The sequence below is a fragment of the Asaia siamensis genome (genome assembly GCF_014635085.1).
Classification (GTDB): domain Bacteria; phylum Pseudomonadota; class Alphaproteobacteria; order Acetobacterales; family Acetobacteraceae; genus Asaia; species Asaia siamensis.
In genome coordinates this window covers 124,799-149,096 of the sequence record NZ_BMCH01000004.1, presented here as the reverse complement: position 1 = coordinate 149,096, position 24,298 = coordinate 124,799, and the positions used below count along the sequence as shown (strand labels likewise).

The window sequence follows — 24,298 nt, the reverse complement described above, 5'->3', positions numbered from 1 at the left end:
GCGTCAATGCTGGGCTCCAGAAGTGTCTGGCATCACGACCGTCCGCGTAACGCTGCACGTCCGCCAGGTATGGGCTGCGCCGAGGGCGCAGCGCGCAGCAACTGATGACGTAGCGGGCGATGACCATTCGTAGCGGTATTCAAAGTTGTCGGGGATGCCAGTTCCGGCACATTACCAAGAAGCTCCAGCATCGGGTCCCGCCCGATCGTTATACGGATACTGCTCTCGGCAAAGCGAAGCGCAGTGTCGCGTGCCTCTACTTTCAGATCTACAAAGTCCGGAGCCTCTATGGGGGCCACAACGGTGAAGCAGCCTGTCAACGGGTCGAAGATGATCCAGTCTGGCAAGGGTGCGCCGTTTTTCTGTGTCGCTCGCATCTCGAGAGCAGCAAGCGGACCGCTGCTGTCGAACACGCCTGCAATTGAGACCGCATCCTGCGTCTGCACGAGAACGAAAGCCTGCCTGTCGGTACCGCGCAGCCAGCCAGAGGGTGTGTCTGTCAGTCCCGTCTTTTCATAAGGGCCAAGCCAGGCCTGTACGACCGGCTCCGCAAGTGCCGAAGCCGAAAAGCCTTCGCGCAGTGTATCGGTTGTCAGTCGCGGCAAACCGAAGCGTGCACCAACATCCTGTGCAGCAGCGGTGCCGGTCAGGAAGAGTGCTTGAGCCGACGTATGGCCAAATGGTCCGGTACCAGTGTCGAGAAATCCGATAGTGGCCACATTGTTCCGCAGGAGATGTGCTTCCAGCGTGGCACTGCCAGTAAAAGTACCAGAGCCCTGAAACATGATCGTGGCATTGGCAGGCACTACGAAAGCGTGCTGCGGCGATACCTCCACCGGAATGACAACCCAGCTTTTGCCGCCATCGGTAGTATAGCGCCAGGAACCTTCAGAGGGCTGAGTCGGATTTGCCGTGATGACAATCCCGCCGAACACATCGCTTGTACTGCCTGTCGGATTGAGCGCGGTCTTCTGATTCCGCCTGAAATCCGTAAATCGGTCGGAAATCAGATCGTGAAGGTTGCCCCCCCCATTGGGCACGTTGATGTTTCCATCACCGGGCATAACCTCCGGGCGCAGCAGGTTGGCCTGGACTGTTGTGTTGAGTGGAATGGCGTCAAGGGCGACGGCTCCGTTGGGATCGGGGTTGGAGAGATCAATATTCTGTACAACGTTCTTGAGCGCATTGCCCGCCAGGCCCGGGGTGATGAGTGCATTATTTGTGGCGATCGGCCGTCCATCGAGAGGCAGAGGCGCCCCGTTGAAATCCGGCGCAGGCGCAAAGGCAATAAGCACGTCCTTCGGCAGGATCAGCGCATGCGCCGGATCGATCGATGTCGGGATTGAGATCCAGTGCTGTCCACCATCGGTGGAATAGACCCAACTTCCCTCGGAGGTCGGTGTCGGATTGCCGACGATGGCTACACCAGCAATGGGTACCGAGACGGAGCCTGTCGGGTTGATAGCGGTTTGCTGCTGGTCGGAAGTATTTCCGTACCCGGGTCCGAACAGGGTTTCGACCGTCTGCCCCTGCGGCACTCCGTCCTGCGTTATGCCCGGCAGAAAGGCCACACCGGAAGCCGTTGGTGCATCAGGTATGGCCGCAATACTCGTATTGAGATCGACCGTACTGGCCGACACGGCCATCGTACCACCATTCTGGCTTACATCGACATTGGATTGAGCGACACCACCCTGGGCGATGACTTGGCCTGTCGTTCTACCGAAAACCGGAACTGCAGAGCTGTCGATCAAGTGGGCGCTGAGCGGCAGGGGGGCGCCATTGAAATCGGGGGCCGGGGCAAACGAAAGCAGTACATCGGCACTCAGTACCAGCGCTGAGCTATCTGAGACGGTTCCGATACTGGTCCAAGTCTGCCCGCCGTCAGTAGAGTAGCGCCATACCCCTTCGGAAACTGGGGTCGGATTGGCCGTGATGGCGATACCGGCAAAGGTGTTGGCCAGCGACCCCGTCGGGTTGGCTGTGCTCTGCTGCTGGTCCGCAGCATCATTGAAGCTGGCCCCGAACAAGGTGGCAACGTTCTGGGCTGGCGACGCCATATCTTCCATCCCGGTCGGAAGTGTTGCCGAGCCTTTAGCCACAGGGGCATCATTTACCGCCACGATCGCTGTGTTGAGATCGACACTCGCAACGGAAATCGGCGTCGTGCCGCCATTATCGCGAATATCCACTCCAGACTGAACGAGGCCACCCTGAGCAATCATGGCCCCTGTCGTGGTGCCGAAAACCGAAACCGTAGAGCTGTCGATCAAATGCGCGGTAAGTGGTGGCGGCTGGCCGTTGAAGTCCGGCGCCGGGACGAACGACAAAAGCGTGTCGGCACTCATCACCAGAGCCGAGGCGTCAGAGACCGTACCGATAGCGGTCCAGGTTTTGCCGCCATCGGTAGAGTAACGCCATACTCCCTCGGAGACCGGCGTGGTATTGGCCGTTATGGCGATGCCCGCAAGAATGTTGGCCTCCGACCCCGCGGGATTGTTCACGTTGAGCTGTTGGTCTGTGCTATCGTCGAAGTTGCTACCGAAGAGAGTGGCGACGCTTTGCGCAACCGGTGTCTGATCTTCCATGCCAGCAGGTAGTGTGGCCATGCCCGTAGCTATTGGGGCGTCATTGACGGGCGCGATAATCGTTTCGATTCCGATTATATCGGCACTTACTGCGCTCTCTCCACCAAACAGCGGCACATAATCGTGCCGCGCCGTAGCCAGCGCCGCAATGTCAGAGCCCCTCATCGAGGTGGTCGCCTGTTCGGTGCTGTCATCTACCAGATGCACCTGCAGTGACATCGGTGCACCGTTGAAGTCGGAAGCTGGGGCAAAATCCAGCAGCGCACTCTTGCTCAGGACGAGGGCATTGGCTGCTGAAACCTGACCAACCGCTGTCCATGTCTTGCCGCCATCAATGGAGTAGCGCCAGAAACCTTCGGAGACCGGGGTCGGATTACCGCTTACGATAATACCCGCAAGGTGGGATTCCACCGAGCCGGTCGGGTTCTGTGGCGTTCTCTGACGGTCGGCCGAACTGTCGAAAGACGAAGAGAACAACGCGTCGACGCTTTTGCCGGAAACGGGACCGTCATCTTCAGTCCCTGTGCCGAATGCGACGTTGCTTGTGGCTCGTGGTGATGAATGCACAGCCGTGACAGACGTGCTGAGGTCGACACTGGCCGACGAGATGGCGGTGATGCCGCCATTGCTGGTTACATCCACCCCCGGTTGGGCAACATTATTTTGTGCGACGAACGCCCCTGTCGTGGCCCCGAAGACCGGCATCGTGGAGCTATCGATCAGATGGGCGCTGAGCGGCATGGGGATGCCATTATAATTGGGCGCCGGTGTGAAGGTGAGCAACGCATTGGCGTTGAGAACGAGCGCGGAGTGTGGCGAAACCGTACCTACCGCTACCCACGTCTTGCCCCCGTCAATGGAATAGCGCCACGCCCCCTCGGAAGACGGGGTGGTGTTGCCCGTAATTGCAATACCAGCCAATATATTGGCTGTGGATCCGGCAGGATTGGCCTCGCTCTGCTGCTGGTCGGCCGTATCGTCAAAATTGTTACCGAACAGGGTGAGCACGCTCTCGGAAACAACAGGGCCGTGCTCGATGGAAGCCGGCAGGCCAGCCTGATCTGTCGAAACGACCGGGGCATCGTTAACCGAGGCCACAGTCACGCCGAGAGATGACTGGCCAGCAGAGACAGCCGTCGTGCCACCATTGCTGGTCACATCCACACCCTGCTGCACAATACCACCCTGAGCGATCATTGCGCCGGTGGTGGTCCCGAACACCTGAGTTGCAGAACTATCAATCAGACGCTCGCCGAGCGGGGCGGGCTGACCGTTGAAATTGGCAGAGGGCGAGAAGGACAGCTTGATGTCCCGGCTAAGCACCAGAGCGTTGCTGTCCGAAACGCTTCCCACGGGCAACCAGGTTTTGCCGTTATCAGTCGAGTACACCCACTGGCCCTCTGACACCGGGGTCGTGTTCGAAACGATGGCGATCCCTGCGAGGGTGTTGGCTTGCGAACCGGTGGGGTTATCAGCGGTCTGTTGCTGATCGGCCCGATCGCTGAATTTCGTGTCGAATAGCGAGCCGATCGACTGTCCCGTGCTTTCGGGACCCTGATCTTCTGTTCCATTGGCCAGAGTAGCATTGCCGGTGACGATGGGGGCGTCGTTGACCGCTGACACTGCTGTGCCCAGAGGCACGGTATTCAGGGAAACTGCGCTATCGCCACCCTGATTTTTGCTGATATCTACGTTTCTTTGCGCCGTGCTGGTGCCCGCGAGCGCCTCTCCCGTTACCGCACCATAGACCGGGATCTGGGATGAAGAATCGATGAGGTGCGCGTTTAGCGGCTGCGGTGCGCCATTGAAATCGGGCGGCGCCTGATAGGTCAGCAGCGTATTGCTGCCCAGAACCAGCGCATTGGTCTCACTCAGATCCGTCGGAATGAATATCCAGGTCTTGCCACCGTCCGTCGAATAGGACCAATGACCCTCGGCATCTGGCGTGGGGTTGGAGACCAGAGCAATACCCGCGAGGGTGTTAGCCTCCGACCCTGTCGGGTTGTCGGCGGTTTTCTGGGCGTCCGCCGTGTCACTGAACTGCGCACCGAACAGCTGCGCCACACTTTTCACGGGAGCGGGCTGACCTTCTGTACCATCTCCGAGCGATGCCTTGCCGTTGGCGATAGGCGCGTTGTTCAGCGCAATGACCGTCTGCGGCAGCGTCTGCAGAGCAGAGGAATACGAGGCCGCCGCATCGGTGCCAGAGCCGAAAGATCCGATAGTAGGCAGGGATGCAAAGCTTCCGTTTGCATGCGGGTCATATTGATCCCAGGCACGGTAAGTCAGCGCGTTAGGAATGCTGCCATTGAAGTTTTGCGCAGTTGGCACAAAGGCTACACGTGTCTGCGAATCAGCTAGCAGGAACAACCCGTTGGTGCTCGAGACCGTATCGGCCGCGCTTGCGTTGAAAGCAAGCCAGTGCGCGCCATTATCAACAGTGTAATACCAGCTGCCGAATTGTGTGCTCGCGCCCGTAATCACCATACCCGGCACAGAACCGGTTGATCCATCATGAATGTTGTTGGCATCGGGATCGATAACAGTCTGGGCGTTTATCAGCGCCGAGACAAGGGTGCCTACCGCGCCTGAGGGCAGGCCTGGCACCCCAGACTGATTTTCGCTCACCGAAACAAGCGCAACGGGCTTTGTCGTGTCGAGCACAGGTGAATCGTCATGGGCGGCAACGGCAATGGTGACGGCGTTGCTCTGCGTCAAGACGTTACTATTCGAAAGCGTAACGGTCCGAGTCAGCATGCGCGTGCCGGTCGAGGGCGTGTCGCTGCTGTCATAATAACTGATCGCTTGGAGCGCCTTGTTCCACTGCACCTGGGTGGCGGTGTTATTGGCCGATGAGAGGGTAAGAGTGCCGCTCGCAGCGTCATAGACACTGGTTATATTGCCGGTCGCGGCGCTGGCGGTGAAGGCAAGATGATCCTCCCCTGCCGATGCAGCGCCTGTAAGTGAGAGCGACACCTTGCTGATTGAAGCATTGCCAGAAAGTGCCGGAAGCGGGATCTGACTCGCCGCAGTTGACGCAGCGCTGTTATTCGGCTCGTCGAAAGAGATGTTGTTCGCCTTGGTGGCAACCGTATTGAACACCGTGAAGACGGGCGTGCTCGTTTTTATGCCGCCGGTTCCTTGGGCGTTGTCCTTGGCATTGTTGTGATCATCAATCGTGACCCCCAGCGTTGTCAGGGTCTGGTCAGTCGATGTGGCGGTGCTGGCATACGTCAGATTCTGCAGTACGGAAGTGACCGTCTGGCTTGTGGTCCCGGAGCCGAAGGTCAGAGCCAGAACACCGCTCTTGACGGTGTAGGTACCGATAGTGACGCCCCCAAGTATGGCACTACCGTTCGAGAGGGTAAGGCCATTCTGCCCGCCATAAACATCGTTTGCGTTCGGTGCTGGCGTTTTCCTATTGGCCTGATAACGCTGCACCGTCAGCACACTGCCTGAATAGCTGTAAGTGCTCGCGTCGACCGAAATCAGCTTGTCCAGTTCGGCGTCTGATGCTGTGACCGCGCTGGTTGCGCCCGAAGACGTGTGGAACATGGCGCCGGCCACGCCCGCATTCTGCGTAAGCACCGTGCTCTGGTCGGCATTGGCGATGACAGGTGCCTGATCGGGAAGGCGATAGACAATCGAGACATCCGGCATGGTATTGCCGGCAGCTGTCGACTTTGAGATGGCTGAACCAGCGATGCCGCTGGTAACGTAGATATTAGTCTCATAGGCAGGCAGGTTCTGGCTCGACGTAGCACTGTTCGCTGTTTGCGGAGCGGTGATCGTTACCTGACCGTTAGGCAGCCCATAGAAAGTGAAGTTGCCGTTGGCATCGGTCTGTGTCGTCTCGGTGATCTTGCCAGCCGTTGCAGTGACAGTGACATTTGCCAGTGGCGTATCAAGGCGGCTGTCGTAACTGGGCACCGCCCCCTTGATGCCGAGTGCCTGAAAGAGCTGCCCGGAAACAACCGAAAGGCCAACACTCTCTGTGTCGACGTAGTTATTGACATCGGTCTGGCTTACACCCGTACGTCCACCTGTCGCCGAGCTTGCCTTGTCGCCGGTCGTATCGTTCAGCGTCTGAGGAGATGCGCTGACAAGGCCTTCATAAGTGACGGTCGAGTTGTGAGTTGCCGACGGCTTCGTCTTGTCGGTCAGTTGCACCTGATAGGTGTAACTGATGCTATTGGAGCCGGCGGCATTACCGATGCTGCCGATCGAGACATGAAGCCCGGACGTATCAGACGTAACGGTGTTATCGGCAGACCCAGTATAGCTGCCAGACACATAGGTCGTATTGTCGCCGAGGGGGTCATTAACCTGCACACGGTACGCCGGGCTGGTGCCATTATTGGTGAGGGTTACGGTATAGGTTGCAGTAGCGGTTGCGGTATCGAAACCGGTCTGCACCTGCGTCATCGATATGCTGGGTTCGACGACGGTCTGCGTAACCGGTGCAGAGGGCGCCCCCCCGATACCGGGCGCATCCGCACGGTCGCCGATATACAGGGCCTCGGTGTTGGCCGTCTTGCCTGAGGCCGTGTTGGCGCTCGTATTGGCGATAATCCCGTTGAACTCGAAAATGATCTGGTTGGCGACCGAGGTGCTGTCATCATTCGAGACGGTACCGAAATCGATTACCAGATAACCATTGGATATCTTGACAGAGTTTTTGACAAAATCGGCATTTACTTTGGCGGTGGGCGTAACATTGGCCGGGTCAGTGCGTGACCCGTTCTCCTTGACCTGGATCTGACTATTGGTGCCATCTTTGTCGAGCGTGGACGACGTGATCTGACCGCTTGTGCTCAGAAAGGCGACGCGCATATCCCCCACCAGGGCATCGACGTCATTGGTCGGAATTGTGACGCCTGCAGGGATCGAAACAGAGAGCTCGATATGGTTCGATCCTTTGGGGATATCGACAGAGCCCTTGAGGCGGACAATATCACCGATTGGCGTCGTCACGCTGGTTTGCGGGGACGATTCACTGGCCTGGTTGCCGTTGGACTCACCCACGATCGTGAGTTGCAGGTTTTTATAGGTATCGATCGTATTTGAAACGCTGGCCGCAAGGCTGAATTTATGCCCTGTCGACGAATTAGCATTAGCCACAGTGCTCTGACTCGGCATGCTGTTGTAGCTGCCGGACTGGGTGCTGACAGTATCTGCCGTCCCTGCCGCCTGGCCAGGTTTTACCTTCGCCTGAAAAGTGAAGACAGTCTTTGCTCCAACGGACAGCGCGTTGTTTACACCGCCGATCGTCAGTGTTCCATCGCTGTTTTCAGTGATGGAAACGCCAGATCCCGACTGAACGCTCGCTGAGCCACTGACGAGGGTCAGATTGCTCAGAGACAGGATCTGCGTGAGGTCTTCAGCGATCGATTTGCCGTTATTCTGCAGTGAATATGTATAGGTCACTGTCTGACCACTATACATCGCAGTTCCACCATCGCTCGTGAGGGTGCCAACGACATCAGGGTCAATCTGCGTGAAGCGCAGCGAATTAGAGCCTACCGGGCCACCACTATAAATAAGCTGTGAGACAGTATCGTATGTCGTATCGGGTGCGGCCCCTATGTCGTCCTGCCCATCGGGAAAAGTGGCCTTGAAATCAACCGTGACGGCCTTAGCGCTGTAAGTGCTTTTGCTGTCATCGGAGGTGTTAGAGACGGATGTTCCCAGAGAGACGGTGAGTGTCTTGCCATCCGCGCTCGCTACGGCGCTGCTGTCATAACTCGCGGACGAACTGTCTGACGAGTTTGGATCACCGATCTGGACAGTTACCTTACTGCCGGGCAGGACGATCATACCCTTGGGCAGAGGAACCGTGATGGTCACATTCGACCCGTTATTGCTGATTTGTCCCTCTGGTATCGACACGACAGCGGTAATTTCACGCGTTTCACCTGGCACGACATTCGTGCCGGCATCACCGGTCGGGCTGTTATACGCTGGGTATTTCGTACTCAATGTGATTGTCGGACTTGCAAGTACGGCTTGCGCGCTATCCGTGAGTGTATCGCCCGCCGGATCGGAGCCTGTACCATCTACAAAATTATCACCACCTGCGCGATTTGAGAATGCTGCGACAAGACCTGTGTTCTGAAGCGTCTGGCCCAGAACCACCGCCTGCGGCAATTTGATGTCGTAAATGACAGTCAACAGGTCACGATGATCTGCATCTCCCGTTGCGTAGAGGACGGGATCGTTTGCTGAGGTCGCAATTATTCGCGCACCGCCGGAGCTGAAATAGGCGCTCTTGTCAGTTGAGTAGTTGATCTGGTTGCCGTCAGAGTCGCGTCCTATAACCTGGAAATTGCTGACGTCGTCAACCGTGATCCCGCTCGGCAGGACTCCTGCAAGAAAGACGTCATAAGCGGCATAGGCGCCCGTGTTGCTGACAGTTGTTGCAACACGTATCGTATCGCCGCCATTGATCTGCTTTGAGGCATTGGCGTTGATGGCAATCATATCGAGGTTATCGATGGCTGACGATGCATCAGGAGCGCCCTTGACGAAAGGGTTGCCTGTTGTCCCAGCCTTGCTGAACACGGTGGACGGATCTACGACCGTGCCATCTTTCTGATTGGTGTATTGGAGCGATTTGGCATTGCCCCCATCATCCACCACAGACACGATTCCTGTAACCGTATTCAGGGCAGGTTCAGCCAGTCTGGCGCCCGCAATCTGCTGTGAGACGACCGTTTTTCCGCCGCCATTGATAAGCGCGCCCTGCACCATATTGGTTAGGGGTAGACCATCCGCCATCGGCGCATTCGAGGCCGTGGTTGTGAAATAGATGGTGACAGCGGAGTTTCCTGGCGTTTCCGAAGATTGCGACAAGCCGAAATCGAGGCTGTTGGACCCGGCACTGGCTGTTGCGCCGCCGCTGATACTCACCCCTTTCGGCGCGGAGACCAGAGCGTATTGTCCACTGGGGGGAAAGCCCGAGTTGCTATCTGACTGGCTATAGCTCGTACCGTTGCCACCGGCCTGGGTCGGATCTGTAACGGAATAGACTTGCTGCGGGAGGTAGGAAGTCAGGTGCAGGTTGTTGTAATTGCCTGAAAGCATGGAATAAGTCAGGGCATAGGTGACCTGATCGCCAGGGCGAATAGCGCTTGCGTCGGCGCTTGCGCCATTGACCGCCACAACCTTGATCGTGGCGTTACCATTGGGAACGACCAGCCCTGTCTGCCCCCCATCACCAATCTGTGAGGTATCCGTTGGAGACGACCCATCCGCATTGGCATAGTCACCCTGAACACTGTCCGTACCCCTGAGCGCATCGGACCCGGCAAGAAGCGTACCGGTAGTGGCGGTGCCATTTGCATAATGGGTGAGCGCTTTTGCCTGATAGGTCAGGCTACCTGTCGCACCGGCCGGAAGCAGGCCGTCGGCGATGGCCTTGCCGATATCGAAACGCGCGATTGTATGGCCTGTCTGACTGTCTCTTTCGAAGGACCAAAGGTTATTGCTACCGCTGACATAAACGTTATCACCATTTATTGTCTGGGTGCTGGCATTATCTATCGTGCCGAGATTCAGCGTCTGCTTTGCGCCGCCTTTCACCGAGTAAGTGAAGACCGGACTGGAAGCCGGATCGATGGTCTGGCCATCGTCGATGTCCTGAGTAATGACCGGTTTGCTAAGCGCATTGAAATCCGAGGTCTGAATTGCCGCAGTATATCTGATCGTATCGGTAGGCAGGACATAACCGGGTGTATTGCCGGTCGTTATATCCTGCGAACTGTTCTGCAGCGCAACCGATTTGGCGGTCACAACAGCACTGCTCGTGTCGCCATTACCCGATACCGGTACCTGCGTGCCATTACCGGAAGTCCAGTCATCAGCCGAGTAGGTGACGTCGGGTGCGGCAACATTGGCAGAAGCGCCAGAATTGCCGAGAACCGATGAGCCATCCGCATTATTCTGCGGCACATAAGCCTGCAATGAGACCCTGACATTGGTCGCGCTCGCGTCGAGCGACGGGATGGTGACACTGAACTTTGCGCCGTAACCGTTATCGCTGGAGACAAGTGTCACCTGGGCGTCAGGGACCACCGTCCCGTCGGCATAGAGAACCTGTGGTGCCGTGGAGCCTGGCAGGTAAACGGTGTTCGACGGAAGGGTAATGACTGTTTGAAAATTCTTGATCGGTGCATTGTTATCCTTGGTGGCCGGTGCCGGGGTAATGGTTGTGGTGTAGGTGATCGGGAAATCCGAACCGGTCGCTGTCTCTGCGTTATCTGTGGCGGTTGTGGTCTGAGATATCGTCCTGACTGTCACGAGCGAGGTATCGAGCGGATCAGTCACGGCGGTGCCTGAGATGGGCGCGTCGACGGACGGGTTGTTCTGCGCGTCCTGACCGAGGTAAAATCCCCCCAGCGCTGAAATCGGCAGGGTTGCAGACCCAACAGATGCGGTTGCATCAACCTTGAAAACTGCCTGTATCGCAGCGGCGGGCTGGCCGGGAGAATAGCTTCCGAAGGGCAATTGACTGAAAACGATATTGTCGCCAACAGAAGCCCCTGAAGGCGCTTCTATGAAAATCTGTTTGCCATTTGCATCGCGGACATAGGGATTGTTTACCCCCAACTGACCCTCATGGCCGGAAATCGTGTCGCTTACTGAAACGCGCTGCAGTGTCATCGGATTGCCGAGATAGGTGAGCGATTGCAACGCCGCGCTCTTCCCTTCGGTCTTCGGCTCCAGAACCGCGATGTATGGACCGTAGCCAACCGCGTTCGACGCCGTGTTCGAAAAGGAGATTGTTTCGGTGAACGTCCCACCTACAGGAACAACGCTGTCGGAATGCGACAGTGTGACCGTGGGCTGGGCCTGGTCCAGAACGGTGTGATATCCTGCAACGCCAGACGCGCCGAAAACGTCATGCACGATAAATTCGCGGCTTTTGCTTTCGAGTGTCCAGTCGCCGCCTTCAGCGCTGACGCCTACGGCGTTAGAACTTGCGGCGACATCGGTCCGGGTCAGATCGTGAAGAGAATTGACAAGGCTCTGTCCGTTGGCGCCCTCACCCGTGTCGCACGCCCATAGCAGGATCTGCCCGTCACTGGCGAAATGTGACGACCAAGAGGTTATCTCGTCCCTGTTCGCTTCCAGCGTCTTCTGATCAAAGCCGCTGCCCAGAGACAGTTTTCCCTCACTACCGTACGAAATGAAACTGACGGTTTCGAGATTTTGCGACTGGTTGATAACGTCCGTGATCTGCTTCAGCGCATCTGATCCGGGGGCGATCTGCACAACCCGCGTACCCGTAGGCAACGCGTCAGCGATCGTCCTCCAGTCGGCAACCCCCGTGTCGATAAAGGCGAGAGATCGGCTTGAATGCGATGCGGTTTCAGGAGCTCTCTCCACGCCTAGAGAAACACGAATTCCTTCAGCGCGATGATCGCTGATTGGTGCCACAACGTGCTCGTGATGAAGATTTTGTCCTTCGAAGACCCTACGAGGTTCAAGTATTCTTCGCACGCAAACACACCCTTCTCGAGTTTTCCGCGTTGAGGTTCGAGTGCACAACAGCGCTCAAATCCGCCCACCACGTCAAAAATATCGTTACGGCGGTTACATATTTTAACGTTTTGTCCTATTTCCAATTGGTTAATGATAATTAATATGCATTGATTACAATATGTTGCATGTTATGAATTAAATTAGCGATAATAAGAAACTTTTTTGGCACATCATTTTTTCACATTTTTGTCATGAAATACGTTAATTTAACGCCAAATCACTACGGTATTATCTATGGCAATCTCGCACTCCCTTCTAGATCATTATGACTTATTAAAATAGAATCTATTCCTTTCTTTAATTTAAGTATTCGAGTAAAATCCACACGGTTGTGTATTTCCCGCATTAAATATTTAAAAAATATAATTCTAGGCCATGATCTGCTTTGCCGTTACAATATCTCATAGGCCAAGCATCAGACCTCTGCACACACATTGTATCGCCAATCACGTGACCGAGGTCTCTTGCGTGTCCAAGGCCATTTGCGGCGGTCCCTCACCCGCAGGATAAGCTGATGAGGTAGCCCGAGGCTTATGCATATTCATCCAAAATGCCGCAGATGGGCGATCTGATTTAGTCGGTAGTCAAGCAATCTGAGCGTGTTCGGCTAGTTTTATAAAGTCCCCTAACCTTGTGAGATGCCTCTCATCGCATTTTTGACGGCAGCTTTTTGCAAACTGCAGTTCTCAGGACAAAACCGATATGCCTTGCAAATACGGCTTGCAAGAGACATCCCCAATCCCTCGAAATGCTCTAAATCAGGATATTTTGACTGATGAGGTCTGCAATAAGAGATGACGGCAACCATCAAATTCGTAGCAAGGATAAGATTCGAGCCAGTTCACTGTATGATGCGAGATGCCGCGTCGATACGAAGGTCCATATGGATAGGCATGAAACCGAGCGCTTTCGCAACGTCCCTAAAACCGGGATACCCGCGCATGTTGACCTGGAAGCCACCCCCGTTCCCTCTCGGGCCTGTTCCGGTCCGCGCAAAATAATTGACAGAATGCGGCAGCAACCTCGGGAAAAATTCGTCGTCGCCATCCGTGATCATCACGGCGCGGCCTAGGCCGTCTAAGTGAAAATATCGCTCCCAGACAATGCAACATTCACAGTTTTCTGCGACAGAGAACGTTTCGTTAACCATTTAACCGCGCTCATGTCGCCTCACTGTCACGAGGGCGCATTATGAAATCTCACATCACAACCATGGCTACGGCGATGATTTTTACCTCGTGCCTTTGTTCCTGCCACAAGAAGCAGGAGCACACAGCAGAATTAAATCTGAAAGATGTGAATTGCCACACACTCGATAAAACGGGACTTTGCGAAGAAAAATATGGTGCCAACGGTTTCGAAATAGCGGAGATCCCCGAGGAATATCGGGAGCAATTTTTAACGGAATGCGGGGCGACTATCCCTTGTGATGTTGTGCTCACGGTGCCGTCAGATATCAGCATTAAAAAAGGTATCTGTCGGATCGTTCGAATGGAGTGGAAACTGACGATGTGAGGCCCGATCCACTATAACCAGAACCGTATCCCACCGAAATGCGGGAAGTTCTCAAAATTTAAGAGAGGGATCGTTTGATATTCCTGTCTTTTATGCCTTTTTTTGTAATGGATTCGCAATAATACGCTTCCCGAATGGTAAAAAACAGCGTAAGCAACCGGCAATGACGAAATCAATCATCCTCTTCTGCGCGACTGGTCTGGCTTGGGCTGCTTCGTGCCTGCTGCAGGTTCTCAACCTCGAGGGAACCTGCCTTATACAGGACAGAGTGTTACTCCTCGCTAATGTGATGCTCGTCGCTTGCGTTGTCGTCCTTCTGGCGAGGCTAGTTCTACCAAAAAAAAATAAGGCTTGATGAGTGAGGCGCCTCGCAAGGGATAAAGTGCAGCACGGACACGTTTTTTTAACGACTGACATTTCACCTAATGGCAGCAGCCTGTTGAGGTAAAATGCGTAGAAACTACGTCGTTGTGCCACTCATCCTATCGGCATTGGCTTTAGCTGGCGTTGCCTCTCGTCGCACCAGCTTGGCGAGACACCCCGTCGAGCTACGCCTGAAACTCGTGCAGTGCCATGTCACAGGTCTCGAAAGCTATTGCGAAGAGATTGGTGGAGGTAAGATGTTCGAAGTCGCGGACATACCTGAAGCCTTGCGAGATAACCTCATAACGCAGTGCAGTATTCGCTCCTACTGTGACATGACCCTGACTGTACCTTATAGGGAGGCTCGGAAAACGCAGATCCACACTATAATGGACGCTTCGTGGGACGAAACCTAGGAGAGCCTCCCAAAGATATTCGTTCCTGATTTAGACAGAGATGTTATCACATTCCGAAACGAGTCTTACGACAGTCATGTGCACTAAGGTCGAACCCCCTTGGCGCTTGCGAAGATGATAGACAGCTCCCTTCCCCTTCCTTCCGCAAGGCAGGTCCAACAGGGCAATTTGCGGCGCACAGCAAGTTGGAAATGCTCAATCGACAACAATCTACACATCATCTGCATGCGCAATCCACAGCCTGACCACTTAAGCCAAACGGACGCAGGGGGTCAAAGGCGCAGCATTCCCCAAATCGTTCTCGGGCTTGCAATTGGGGTTTCCCGTAGAAACTGCTTATCGTCAAGCTGTCTTCCAGCGCAGCAGTTCGTAAGACAACAAGCTGAGTATTCGCAGCCGTGAGGCAACCCTGCGCAGTTGCCGCGCCCTGTTGGAAGGCAACTGACGCTACGGTCAGGGAGAATGTCCGGCGCTCAACACGACGTTTTTTCAGAGACGTTTAGACCAGACGCGAAGCCCGCTCGCCCTTCGGACAATGTAATTGCCCCATAACGAGGTTCCGCAAGGCAACTGAAGCAACTGCCATAATATGAGCTGGTGGATACTCAGGAAGCAAGCCATGGATTGTGCCGGAACTCACAAGAGAGAGCCTTTTTTGACATTCGATTATCTGCTCCTGAAAGCTCATTATGATAATAAAGCGCCTCCGCGCCCATCGTCTTCAGGGCTTCCGATGCACCGATCCTTTGGGGCGGCGGCCCGCCGAGCCATTTTGAGAGAGCTGCAATGAATTTTGTCACCTCCAACGGGTAATCATCTACAATGTTGTAAACGCCAGACGGTGCGCACAATGCAGACACGGTAGCCATCGCTGCGTCATCAACATGGACAAGCGAGAATTTACTGCTCCCAGCCCCGAAGATCGGGCTGGGCGCCGTCCTGATACGCTCGCAAAGCGGACCCTTGTTCCAGTACCACGTGCCCGGACCGTAAAAGAAGCCATAGCGCAGGGCGACCCCCTCCATCGACCGCGCCCCCAGAACCCGGCGCTCAAGTTCTGCGTACATTTTCGCGCTTTGCCCTATGTGCCCCGGGGCCGCAATACGAAGTGCCGAAGCTTCGGTCGCAAGCTGTCCCTCCCCGTCGAGATAGAAACCCGATGATTGCTGGATATAGCGCCTGACACCAAAAGCCTCTGCTGCGGCGAAAAGATTCCCCCCCCCTTCGAGCCTCAATTGCCGATCGAAAGGTAACCGCTCAGGCATCTCAGCAGGATCGGAGGGCAAGGACGTCAGTTGATCGATAACCACATCAGGGCGCACGTCTCGCAACGCATCAAAAAGACTCTCCCGGTCAAGGGCATTGCCGCTGATCGGTGTTGCACCCATGCTAGCCATAAGGGCGGCACTTGCCGGCTTGCTCGCCAATCCATAGGTTTCGACACCGGCAGCGAGCAAACGTTTGATCAGAGGACGCCCCAAAGCGCCTGTGGCTCCTGCAACGAATATTTTCATAGCAGATAACCCTCAGTGTTTTTCCGGCAGGACAAATGGCGTGCTCGCATCCTTGACGAAAAAGGCGAGAAATTTTGCGGGTTTGGTCTGACTGGCGTTTCGCCCAACGAGATGGACGTCATTCGGCCCTTCGAAAAATGTCTCGCCTTTCGTCAGCGTTACCGCCTTCTGGCCGCGCACCTGCATGACAACCGACCCTTCAAGCACATACACAAAAACCGAGGCATTATGACGATGGATCGGGTCGCTGCCTCCAGGAGCGTAATCCACCACAAGCATAGCTCCCTCCTTTCCTGGAATGCCGGAAAGATCGTGCGTTATCAGGGGCGTTACACGCGTCTCTGCCCGTGCCTGAGCTCCAGCAAGGAGTAGAAGGGCTGCAACTGTATAGAGATATTTCTTCATGATGACCTCGTTATCGTCGTTTTGTTTCTCAGAGATTTGTTTTTGCGTGCGGCACCACGACGACGTGTCTTGATCCTGGAATCGAACCAGGATTGTGCGTCGCCAATGAAATGCGGAGGGGCCTTTTCGCGCACCTGCCCGGCCAGATCCGCCAGCGTGATTTGTGCCAGCTCATGTCGCATCGCTTGTTCGGCGCGCAGCATGGCGGCGTGAATGCCGCAGACGCCCTGGGTTGCCCATCGCGGCGGGTCTTCGGCAAACAAGGCGCATCGGCCTCTGATTTCCTGACAATTGAAGAGGCTTTTTCGCCCTTCAATCACATCGACCACCGCCAGAATGCTGATCTCACTGGCAGGCCGGGCAAGACTATACCCGCCCCGCACTCCCTCGGACGCAACAAGCAGCCCAGCTTTTTCCAGCTTCGGGAGAAGCTTGGCCATGAATGCTGCAGGTATGTCTTGCAACTCAGCCAGATCGAGACTGCTGACGGGTTCGTTGTTTTCAACAAGCCAGATCAGGCTGTGAAGAACATATTCAGTGCTTGCGCCGTAGAGTGCCATAACGCGGACTATATGAGTCCGCGTTATGATTCGCAAGAGGCTCATTCCGACTGGACGTGTGGAAGTGTGCCATCTAACCGTTCACCTCAACAGATCCGCACGACCCAATATCCTGTATGAGCTGCGGCCTGCGTCCATCAGTCGAAAGCTGAGCAAAATTTACGTCCAAACGCTGTGCTGCGTCCGACCCAATCGTGAGCCGAGCTTGCAACTGCGAGAGTGCTTTGACGAAGCTTTCGCCGAACCAAGTTCGACCGAACGAACAATAAGAGTTCCACCAAAAAACAGAAAATATTTCGATGGATCCTCGTTTAAAGCCTACGCATCACGGCAAAAGATCTGTTTTCCACCCCCTTTTGGGTGAACCTCGCCCGACACACTCCACTCGGTCTGGATTTTTCCGATCCACCTCCAAAGATTGGAAAAAATATAAGTCACGATCAACTCAATTGCCTCAATATCGATTTCGTCTGGGGGCTATTTGAAAACGAAAGAGACATTCATGACATTCCTGTTGATATATAGAGATGCTGAAGCGAGGTTTGGCGTTCCTTCTGAAAACACCGCTTATCTTGCAGATTCTTCCATTTCGACTTCATTGTAATACATTTTTTCATCAACTATCAGCATCATTTGCGGCAATACGAATTACTTATCCGTGACATAAATTCGATATAAATATACAAAAAAATACTTCATTAAATGTTCTTTATCAAACCTCAACTTTCAGGCCTGCTTAGGGCAATATGGATAAGCGTTTCCGCGATTACGGTAAGCCCCCTTAGCTGCGAGGGTCATTGGCTATAAGGCGTTGATGTGGCGCTCGTAGTCCCGTTCGAGACCCCGCGAGCGAGTTATCCAGTCAAGGGTGCGTTTCACAGCCCATCGATGGGGCAGAACCTTGAAGACCTTCGTTCCGTCACAGCGGCCATGATCTAGACGATGAAATTCGGTCGGCTGGGTTATCCACCAGTTGGACGCCGGCATAGGCACCATCGGCAGGCAGATGCTTTAGACCCATGGCCAGCGCTTGCGAATCGCATCTAGGATCGACCCAGCGGCGGCAGTGGCTGAGATTTCGGTCGAAAGCAAATAATCATCAGAAGACGCCCGCCAGGATCAATGGCGATATGGCGCTTACAGCCCACGATCTTCTCACCAGCATCATAATCTTTTGTTTTTGAGGGCTTGTCCTCTATGCTTTGGCTGTAGATTAGCCCGGCTGTTGGGCTCGTTTATTCCCCCGTTCACTTCTGGTCGAGCACAGGTTCACCGTCATGGATGGTCTTAAAGCAAAAACCCTCGCGTCAATTCGCGGAACCTGCCATTGATCGTGCACCAGTGGCCGAAAGGGAAAGGGAACGGCAGCATGAGTTAGCCGCAGCCCGAGCGGGCCAGATAGCGTACCAGTTTGAACACCTCTCGGAATTCGACTTCCGGCGGACGACCCATATGCTCCGCTTCATGCATCGGGCGGGCGAACCGCTCCTATTCCTCGCCTATCATGTCGGACGAACAGCGCTTCGTCTTTCGGGCAGTCCTGGCCACTGCGAATTCCTGTTTTGACGTTCAGATCCAAAGCTTGAATCATACATCAAAAGCTTTAAAGAAAGGCTATGAGGACATAGCCTTTCTGCACCATATCGTAGAAGTATTTGCAGTTTAATACTTTAATGTAAAAATTATTCTGAATTATAGCTAAAATATGATCTTAATTTCCGCCCCCTGTTGCAGTTCCTCTGCGGCACTGCTGCATCTAGCATGCATCTGGTTTGGGCCTGTCCTGTATCGCGCGATCGGTGCTAGTGTGTTGCCATCACTTCCTTTGCAGCGGACCATACTCTGCGGCATCACCGCCTTCTATCTTTTGCGCGGGATAGCCTTCGCACCGATGCAGATCTGCTTCCCCGGTAGAACTATGAACTTCTGGTTCTGGAGCTCTTCCATGTGCTTCAATATTGGGCTGCTCCATGTTGTCGGCTTACGGCAGGCATGGAGCAGGCATCGTCGCCGCGCGCCGTAATCGCTGCAACGCAAAATGGTCTGACCGACGATGAGCCAGGACTGTCACTCGCTTGCTACCCTCTGCCAAAGAGGGAAACGTTGTATTTGATTGGCTAAGCATCGAACGCCTCAATTCGGTCATGGGGCCCGGAAGCGTGTCGATCACAGACTGGGAGCTGTGACGGCCCCCAGCCCGTAATCTTGGCTTAGCGCTTCACTTCCTCAGCTTTCGCAAGGGCACGCTGCGTTGGGGGACGGCCTTCTATTGCCTCACGCCATGCCTTGATCATGGGGAAAGAGTTGAGATTGATGCCCTGCTCTTTCCAGGTGCGCGTCCAGGGATAAGTCGCCATATCGGCAATGCCATATTCATCCCCACTGACGAATGGCTGCGCTTTCAGTCGCGTCTCGAGCACCCCGTACAGGCGTTTCGTCTCATCCTGGTAGCGCTTAATCACGTATGGGATTTTTTCTGGAGCATAGAGGGCGAAGTGATGGTTCTGGCCGAGCATCGGTCCGAAACCTCCCATCTGCCAGAACAGCCATTCGAGCGTCGCAATCTTCTTGCGAGGGTCAGACGAAAGGAAACGCCCCGTCTTTTCCGCAAGGTAAAGCAGGATTTCACCTGACTCGAAGACACTCAGCGGCGCACCGCCATCCGCCGGCTCATGATCGACGATAGCCGGCATCTTGTTGTTAGGAGAGATCTTGAGAAAATCGGGCTTGAACTGGTCACCCTTGCCGATATCCACCGGGATAATCCGGTAATCGAGACCGGCCTCCTCAAGAAACAGCGTAATCTTGTGGCCATTGGGGGTCGGCCAATAATAGAGATCGATCACTGGGCACTATCCTGTTCTGTGAGGCAGATCAGGCGGTAACGTTTCCAAGCACATAGCGTTCGAGGCCGATCGCAAATCCTTCATCCTCACAGGACAAGGTGACGTGAGTTGCTGCAGCCTTGACCGTGTCATTGGCCTGCCCCATGGCGATCGACATACCGCTCTTTGCAAACATCAGCATATCGTTAGGCTGGTCGCCCATCGTCACCATTGCTGATGCGGGAATGTCGAGCAGGGTTTCAAGAGTGGTAACAACCCCTCCCTTGTTGGCGTCACGATTGGTGACATCCACATAATAGGGCTGCGAACACGCCGCAGAGGCTGTCTTTCCGAGAGCTTCCTGCAGGTCCTTTTCGAGTTTCTGCATCAGCTTGAGATCGTCACTGACCCCGGTGATTTTCACCACATCGTCGAGATGCCTTGAGACATCATCGACGCGCGGGGCGAATTTCACTGTCCACTCCTCACGCGACACATGAGGGGCATCCCAGTCGCTCACGAACCAGTCATGACTGGTGTAGATCCAGGGATCGGCCCCATGATCACGAATGATCTTGAGAACCGTATCCACCTGGGCATGGGTCAGGCGCTTGGTGTCGATGACGCTCCAGTCCGGATGGACCAGAACGCCACCATTGAAACCGGCGATCGGCAATTCGAGCGCCAAGGGTTCAATCAGCATCGCCATGCCACGAGGGGGGCGGCCGCTCGTAATGGCAAATCCTATGCCCCGATCTCTCAGGGCATGGACGGCGCGGATGGCGCGTGGCGTCAGGATCTTGTCCTGAGTAACCAGCGTGCCGTCCACATCGGCGAGGACGAGTTGAACCGGTCCCGACATCAGCCCCTGTTCCCCTGCCACTTCCAGTTCAGGATTTCGGGCATGTCCTGACCATACTGGGCGATATAACGCTTATGCTCGACGAGCTTGTCGTTGATCATCTGCGTGACATAGGCCGCATGACCCGAGAGCGACGTCACACGGCGCACGGCGTTCAGGATGATGTGGTAACGATCAAGGTTGTTACGCACAGTCATGTCAAACGGCGTGGTTGTAGTGCCTTCCTCGCGGAAACCATGCACATGGAAGTTTGCACGGTTGCTGCGACGATAGATCAGGCGATGCACAAGCTGCGGATAGCCGTGGAACGCGAACAGTACCGGCTTGTCCTTGGTGAACAGATTGTCGAACATGACATCGTCCAGGCCATGAGGATGCTCGCTGGGCGACTGCAGGGTCATCAGATCAACCACGTTCACAAAACGCACCTTGAGGTCAGGTGTGTGTTCACGCAGAAGCTGAATGGCTGCGAGCGCCTCAACCGTCGGGACGTCACCAGCAGAGGCGATCACGAGGTCGGGCTCATAACCCTTGTCGTTGCTCGCCCACTGCCAGATACCAATACCCTGGCTGCAATGAGCGATGGCTGCGTCCATATCGAGCCACTGGTGCTCGGGCTGCTTGCCGGCCACGATGACATTGATGCGATCCCAGCTTTCAAGGCAGTGCTTGGCCACATACAGCAGGGTGTTTGCATCGGGCGGCAGATACACGCGGGCAATATCGGCCTTCTTGTTCACCACATGATCCATGAAGCCCGGATCCTGATGGCTGAAGCCGTTATGATCCTGACGCCAGACATGTGAAGTCAGCAGGTAGTTCAGCGAGGCAATCGGGCGGCGCCACTGAACTTCTTTCGCCGATTTGATCCATTTCGCATGCTGGTTGACCATGGAGTCCACCAGATGGACGAAGGCCTCGTAGCACGAGAAAAAGCCATGGCGACCGGTCAGAAGATAGCCTTCGAGCCAGCCCTGAATGGTGTGCTCGCTGAGAATTTCCATGACCAGACCATCGGGAGCAAGATGATCGTCGTAAGAACGCGTCTCTGCGGTCCAGGCGCGATTGGTCACTTCAAGCACGTCATTCAGACGGTTCGAATTGTTCTCATCCGGCGACAGCACGCGGAAATTGCGGCTCTCGAGATTCATGCGCATCACGTCGCGCAGCCACGAGCCGAGAATACGGGTGCTTTCAGCCTGAACAGCGCCGGGTGACGGCACTGTCAGGGCGTGACCTTCGATATCCGGCATACGCAACGGACGGCGCAGCTGGCCACCATTGGCATGAGGATTGTCGCTCATGCGCAGTGTGCCCTCAGGCGCAAGCGCTGCGATTTCAGCGTGCAGACGACCATTCTCGTCGAAAAGCGTCTCAGGCTTGTAGCTGCGCATCCAGTCTTCGAGGATCTTCAGATGGCCCGGCTTCTCGATGTCGGTCAGCGGCACCTGATGCGAGCGCCAGTAGCCTTCGCAACGCTGCCCGTCGACTTCCTTCGGACCCGTCCAGCCCTTGGGGGTGCGCATGATGATCATCGGCCAAGTAGGACGCTCGCCCGAGTTTTCGGTACGTGCGCGCTTCTGGATTTCCGCAATCTTGTCAAAGCACTCGTCCATGGCCTTCGCCATCGCCTGGTGCACGACGTCAGGATCGCTGCCCTTAACGATGATCGGCTCGTAGCCATAGCCACGGAACAGATCGAGCAGCTCGGTTTCCGGGATACGTGCCAGAACCGTCGGATTGGCGATCTTGTAGCCATTCAGATGCAGGATCGGCAGAACGGCGCCGTCATTGCGCGGATCAAGGAACTTGTTGCTGTGCCAGGAGGTCGCAAGCGGCCCCGTCTCGGCTTCACCATCGCCGACGACACAGGCAACGACCAGATCAGGGTTATCAAGTACCGCACCATAGGCGTGGGAAACCGAATAGCCGAGTTCACCGCCCTCATGAATCGAACCGGGTGTGGTCGCCGCCACATGGCTCGGAATACCACCGGGGAACGAGAACTGCTTGACCAGACGGCCAAGGCCCTCGACATCCTGCGAAACTTCCGGGAAGTATTCGCTATAGGTGCCTTCGAGATAGGTTGCCGCAACAACGCCAGGAGCCCCGTGGCCGGGACCTGCGATGAAGAGCACGCTCTTCTGGCGCTCCTTGATGATGCGGTTGAGATGCAGATAAAGCAGCGTCAGACCAGGCGTCGTGCCGAAATGGCCGAGCAGGCGTGGCTTCACATGCTCGATCTTGAGCGGATCACGCAGGAGCGGGTTGTCCAGAAGATAGATCTGGGCAACCGAGAGGTAATTTGCAGCCTGCCACCACTTGTCGAAAAGAGCGAGCTGCGCTGTTGAAAGCGGACCTTTTTCGGTCATGACTTGTGACTTCCTTCCATTATTTTTTTTGTTTGGCGAAAGATTGTTGTTTCCTCATCCGCAGGAACAACCAGCACCATGACCCGTCCCGATCGTTGGCTGATCGTGGGACGGCCTGCAAGGTTCGCGTCTTCGCAGAGTTGAACGTCGAGCCATTTGAGTCTCTGACACACAGCGCGCCGGAAAGCGGCGTCGTGCTGTCCGATACCGCCCGTGAAGACGATGGCATCGACCCCGCCCATCTGGGCGATCAGGCCACCTGCCTGCTGCACGAAACGCTCGACAAACATATCGAGCGCAAGCTGCACATTCTCGTCGGCGTCGTTTTCGCGCAGGACACGCATATCGCTCGAAAGCCCGGAAACACCGCGCAGTCCGGACTTGTAATAGAGAGTGTCCTGAACCTCCTTCGGCGACATGTTTTTCTGTTGCAGAAGATAGAGAATGGCGCCGGGATCAATGGTTCCGCAGCGCGTTCCCATCATCAGGCCATCCAGAACCGTCAGCCCCATGGTCGTCGCAGTGCTGCGCCCATGAACAAGGGCACAAAGGCTGGCACCGTTGCCGATATGCGCAACGAGAACGCGTTTATGCGCGATGGTGGGGAAACGCGCCTCAAGCTCACTCGCTATGAAATCATAGGAAAGCCCGTGAAATCCATAGACGCGCGCGCCCCCGTCGAGCAGTTCTGCCGGGAGAGGAAGACGCGTGCGCACTGTCGGGATAGTGTGATGAAATGACGTATCGAAACACGCCACCTGCAGCAGGTCTGGCTTCTGCTCCATCAGCAGGCGCATCGGAGCAATGCTGGGAGGCTGATGAAGGGGGGCGAGAGGCACGAGAGCCTCAAGTTGCCCGATTACCTCGCGATCGACACGGGTCGGACCCTCGAAATGGGGCCCACCATGGACCACACGGTGGCCGACAGCCGCAATGCTTGAACCGCTATCATGATTTTCGACGAAGTTCAGGACATGTCGGATCATCTGACCATGGGCATCGGTCTGGTTATCACCAGACTCGATCACCATACGCTTGCTGACTCCATCCGGAGTACGCGACGTCAAGATGGCGCCCCCGGGCTGGTATTCGACCAACCCCGAGAGCAATCGCTCAGTCGCACTCGCCTCGTCGAACAGAGCAAACTTTATGCTCGATGAGCCCGAGTTGAGCGTAAGAATGGTTCTGCTGTGAGACACGTACCGTCCTCGAAATACCCGGCGCCATTGCCGACATCCGAGTGTTAAACCGCGTGATCTATCGGCGGTTCAAACATAACATGTCCGTAATAGGGTACCCGATTTACCCCAATTCGCAAATTTCCCATGTATTTCC

9 protein-coding genes and 1 pseudogene are annotated in these 24,298 nt (G+C 55.4%); 1 reads left to right on the top strand and 9 read right to left on the bottom strand.

Going from position 1 to position 24,298, the window contains the following annotated elements; all coding sequences use genetic code 11:
* Positions 1-32 precede the first annotated feature (32 nt).
* Positions 33-11,975, bottom strand: coding sequence for a DUF4347 domain-containing protein (locus IEV53_RS08760; RefSeq protein WP_268234638.1), 11,943 nt, complete (start codon positions 11,973-11,975; stop codon positions 33-35).
* 1,347 nt (positions 11,976-13,322) lie between these two features.
* Here IEV53_RS08760 and IEV53_RS08755 point away from each other — a divergent pair.
* Positions 13,323-13,646 carry a hypothetical protein gene (locus IEV53_RS08755; RefSeq protein ID WP_188426410.1) on the top strand — a complete coding sequence of 108 codons (324 nt, stop codon included), beginning with the start codon at positions 13,323-13,325 and terminating at the stop codon, positions 13,644-13,646.
* A 1,384-nt stretch (positions 13,647-15,030) separates the two neighbouring features.
* Here the strand turns inward: IEV53_RS08755 and IEV53_RS08750 are convergent.
* The 8 genes and pseudogenes from IEV53_RS08750 to IEV53_RS08720 form a co-directional block, all read right to left on the bottom strand.
* Positions 15,031-15,939 (bottom strand): NAD-dependent epimerase/dehydratase family protein, encoded by a 909-nt coding sequence (locus IEV53_RS08750; RefSeq protein ID WP_188426409.1) that lies wholly within the window; start codon positions 15,937-15,939, stop codon positions 15,031-15,033.
* Between the two features lie 12 nt (positions 15,940-15,951).
* Positions 15,952-16,344: a cupin domain-containing protein gene (locus IEV53_RS08745; RefSeq protein WP_188426408.1), complete on the bottom strand. Its 393-nt coding sequence runs from the start codon at positions 16,342-16,344 to the stop codon at positions 15,952-15,954.
* Positions 16,341-16,904: an RrF2 family transcriptional regulator gene (locus IEV53_RS08740; protein ID WP_188426407.1), complete on the bottom strand. Its 564-nt coding sequence runs from the start codon at positions 16,902-16,904 to the stop codon at positions 16,341-16,343. The genes IEV53_RS08745 and IEV53_RS08740 overlap by 4 nt, the downstream gene beginning before the upstream one ends.
* Positions 16,905-17,705: 801 nt before the next feature.
* Positions 17,706-18,452: pseudogene (locus IEV53_RS14950) on the bottom strand (transposase).
* Between the two features lie 662 nt (positions 18,453-19,114).
* Positions 19,115-19,750, bottom strand: a complete 636-nt coding sequence (locus IEV53_RS08735) for a glutathione binding-like protein (RefSeq protein ID WP_188426406.1) — start codon at positions 19,748-19,750, stop codon at positions 19,115-19,117.
* A 28-nt stretch (positions 19,751-19,778) separates the two neighbouring features.
* The gene (locus IEV53_RS08730; protein ID WP_188426405.1) at positions 19,779-20,591 is read right to left on the bottom strand and encodes a Cof-type HAD-IIB family hydrolase; all 813 of its coding nucleotides are present in this window, start codon (positions 20,589-20,591) and stop codon (positions 19,779-19,781) included.
* The gene (locus tag IEV53_RS08725) at positions 20,591-22,963 is read right to left on the bottom strand and encodes a phosphoketolase family protein (RefSeq protein ID WP_188426404.1); all 2,373 of its coding nucleotides are present in this window, start codon (positions 22,961-22,963) and stop codon (positions 20,591-20,593) included. Before IEV53_RS08725 ends, IEV53_RS08730 begins: the two co-directional genes overlap by 1 nt.
* The gene (locus IEV53_RS08720; RefSeq protein WP_188426403.1) at positions 22,960-24,162 is read right to left on the bottom strand and encodes an acetate/propionate family kinase; all 1,203 of its coding nucleotides are present in this window, start codon (positions 24,160-24,162) and stop codon (positions 22,960-22,962) included. The genes IEV53_RS08725 and IEV53_RS08720 overlap by 4 nt, the downstream gene beginning before the upstream one ends.
* Positions 24,163-24,298 lie beyond the last annotated feature (136 nt).

Coding starts and splice junctions, on each gene's coding strand:
- IEV53_RS08745 (WP_188426408.1), bottom strand. CDS start 16,344: ATGAAGAAATATCTCTATACAGTTGCAGCCCTTCTACTCCTTGCTGGA.
- IEV53_RS08755 (WP_188426410.1), top strand. CDS start 13,323: ATGAAATCTCACATCACAACCATGGCTACGGCGATGATTTTTACCTCG.
- IEV53_RS08750 (WP_188426409.1), bottom strand. CDS start 15,939: ATGAAAATATTCGTTGCAGGAGCCACAGGCGCTTTGGGGCGTCCTCTG.
- IEV53_RS08730 (WP_188426405.1), bottom strand. CDS start 20,591: ATGTCGGGACCGGTTCAACTCGTCCTCGCCGATGTGGACGGCACGCTG.
- IEV53_RS08725 (WP_188426404.1), bottom strand. CDS start 22,963: ATGACCGAAAAAGGTCCGCTTTCAACAGCGCAGCTCGCTCTTTTCGAC.
- IEV53_RS08740 (WP_188426407.1), bottom strand. CDS start 16,904: ATGGCACTCTACGGCGCAAGCACTGAATATGTTCTTCACAGCCTGATC.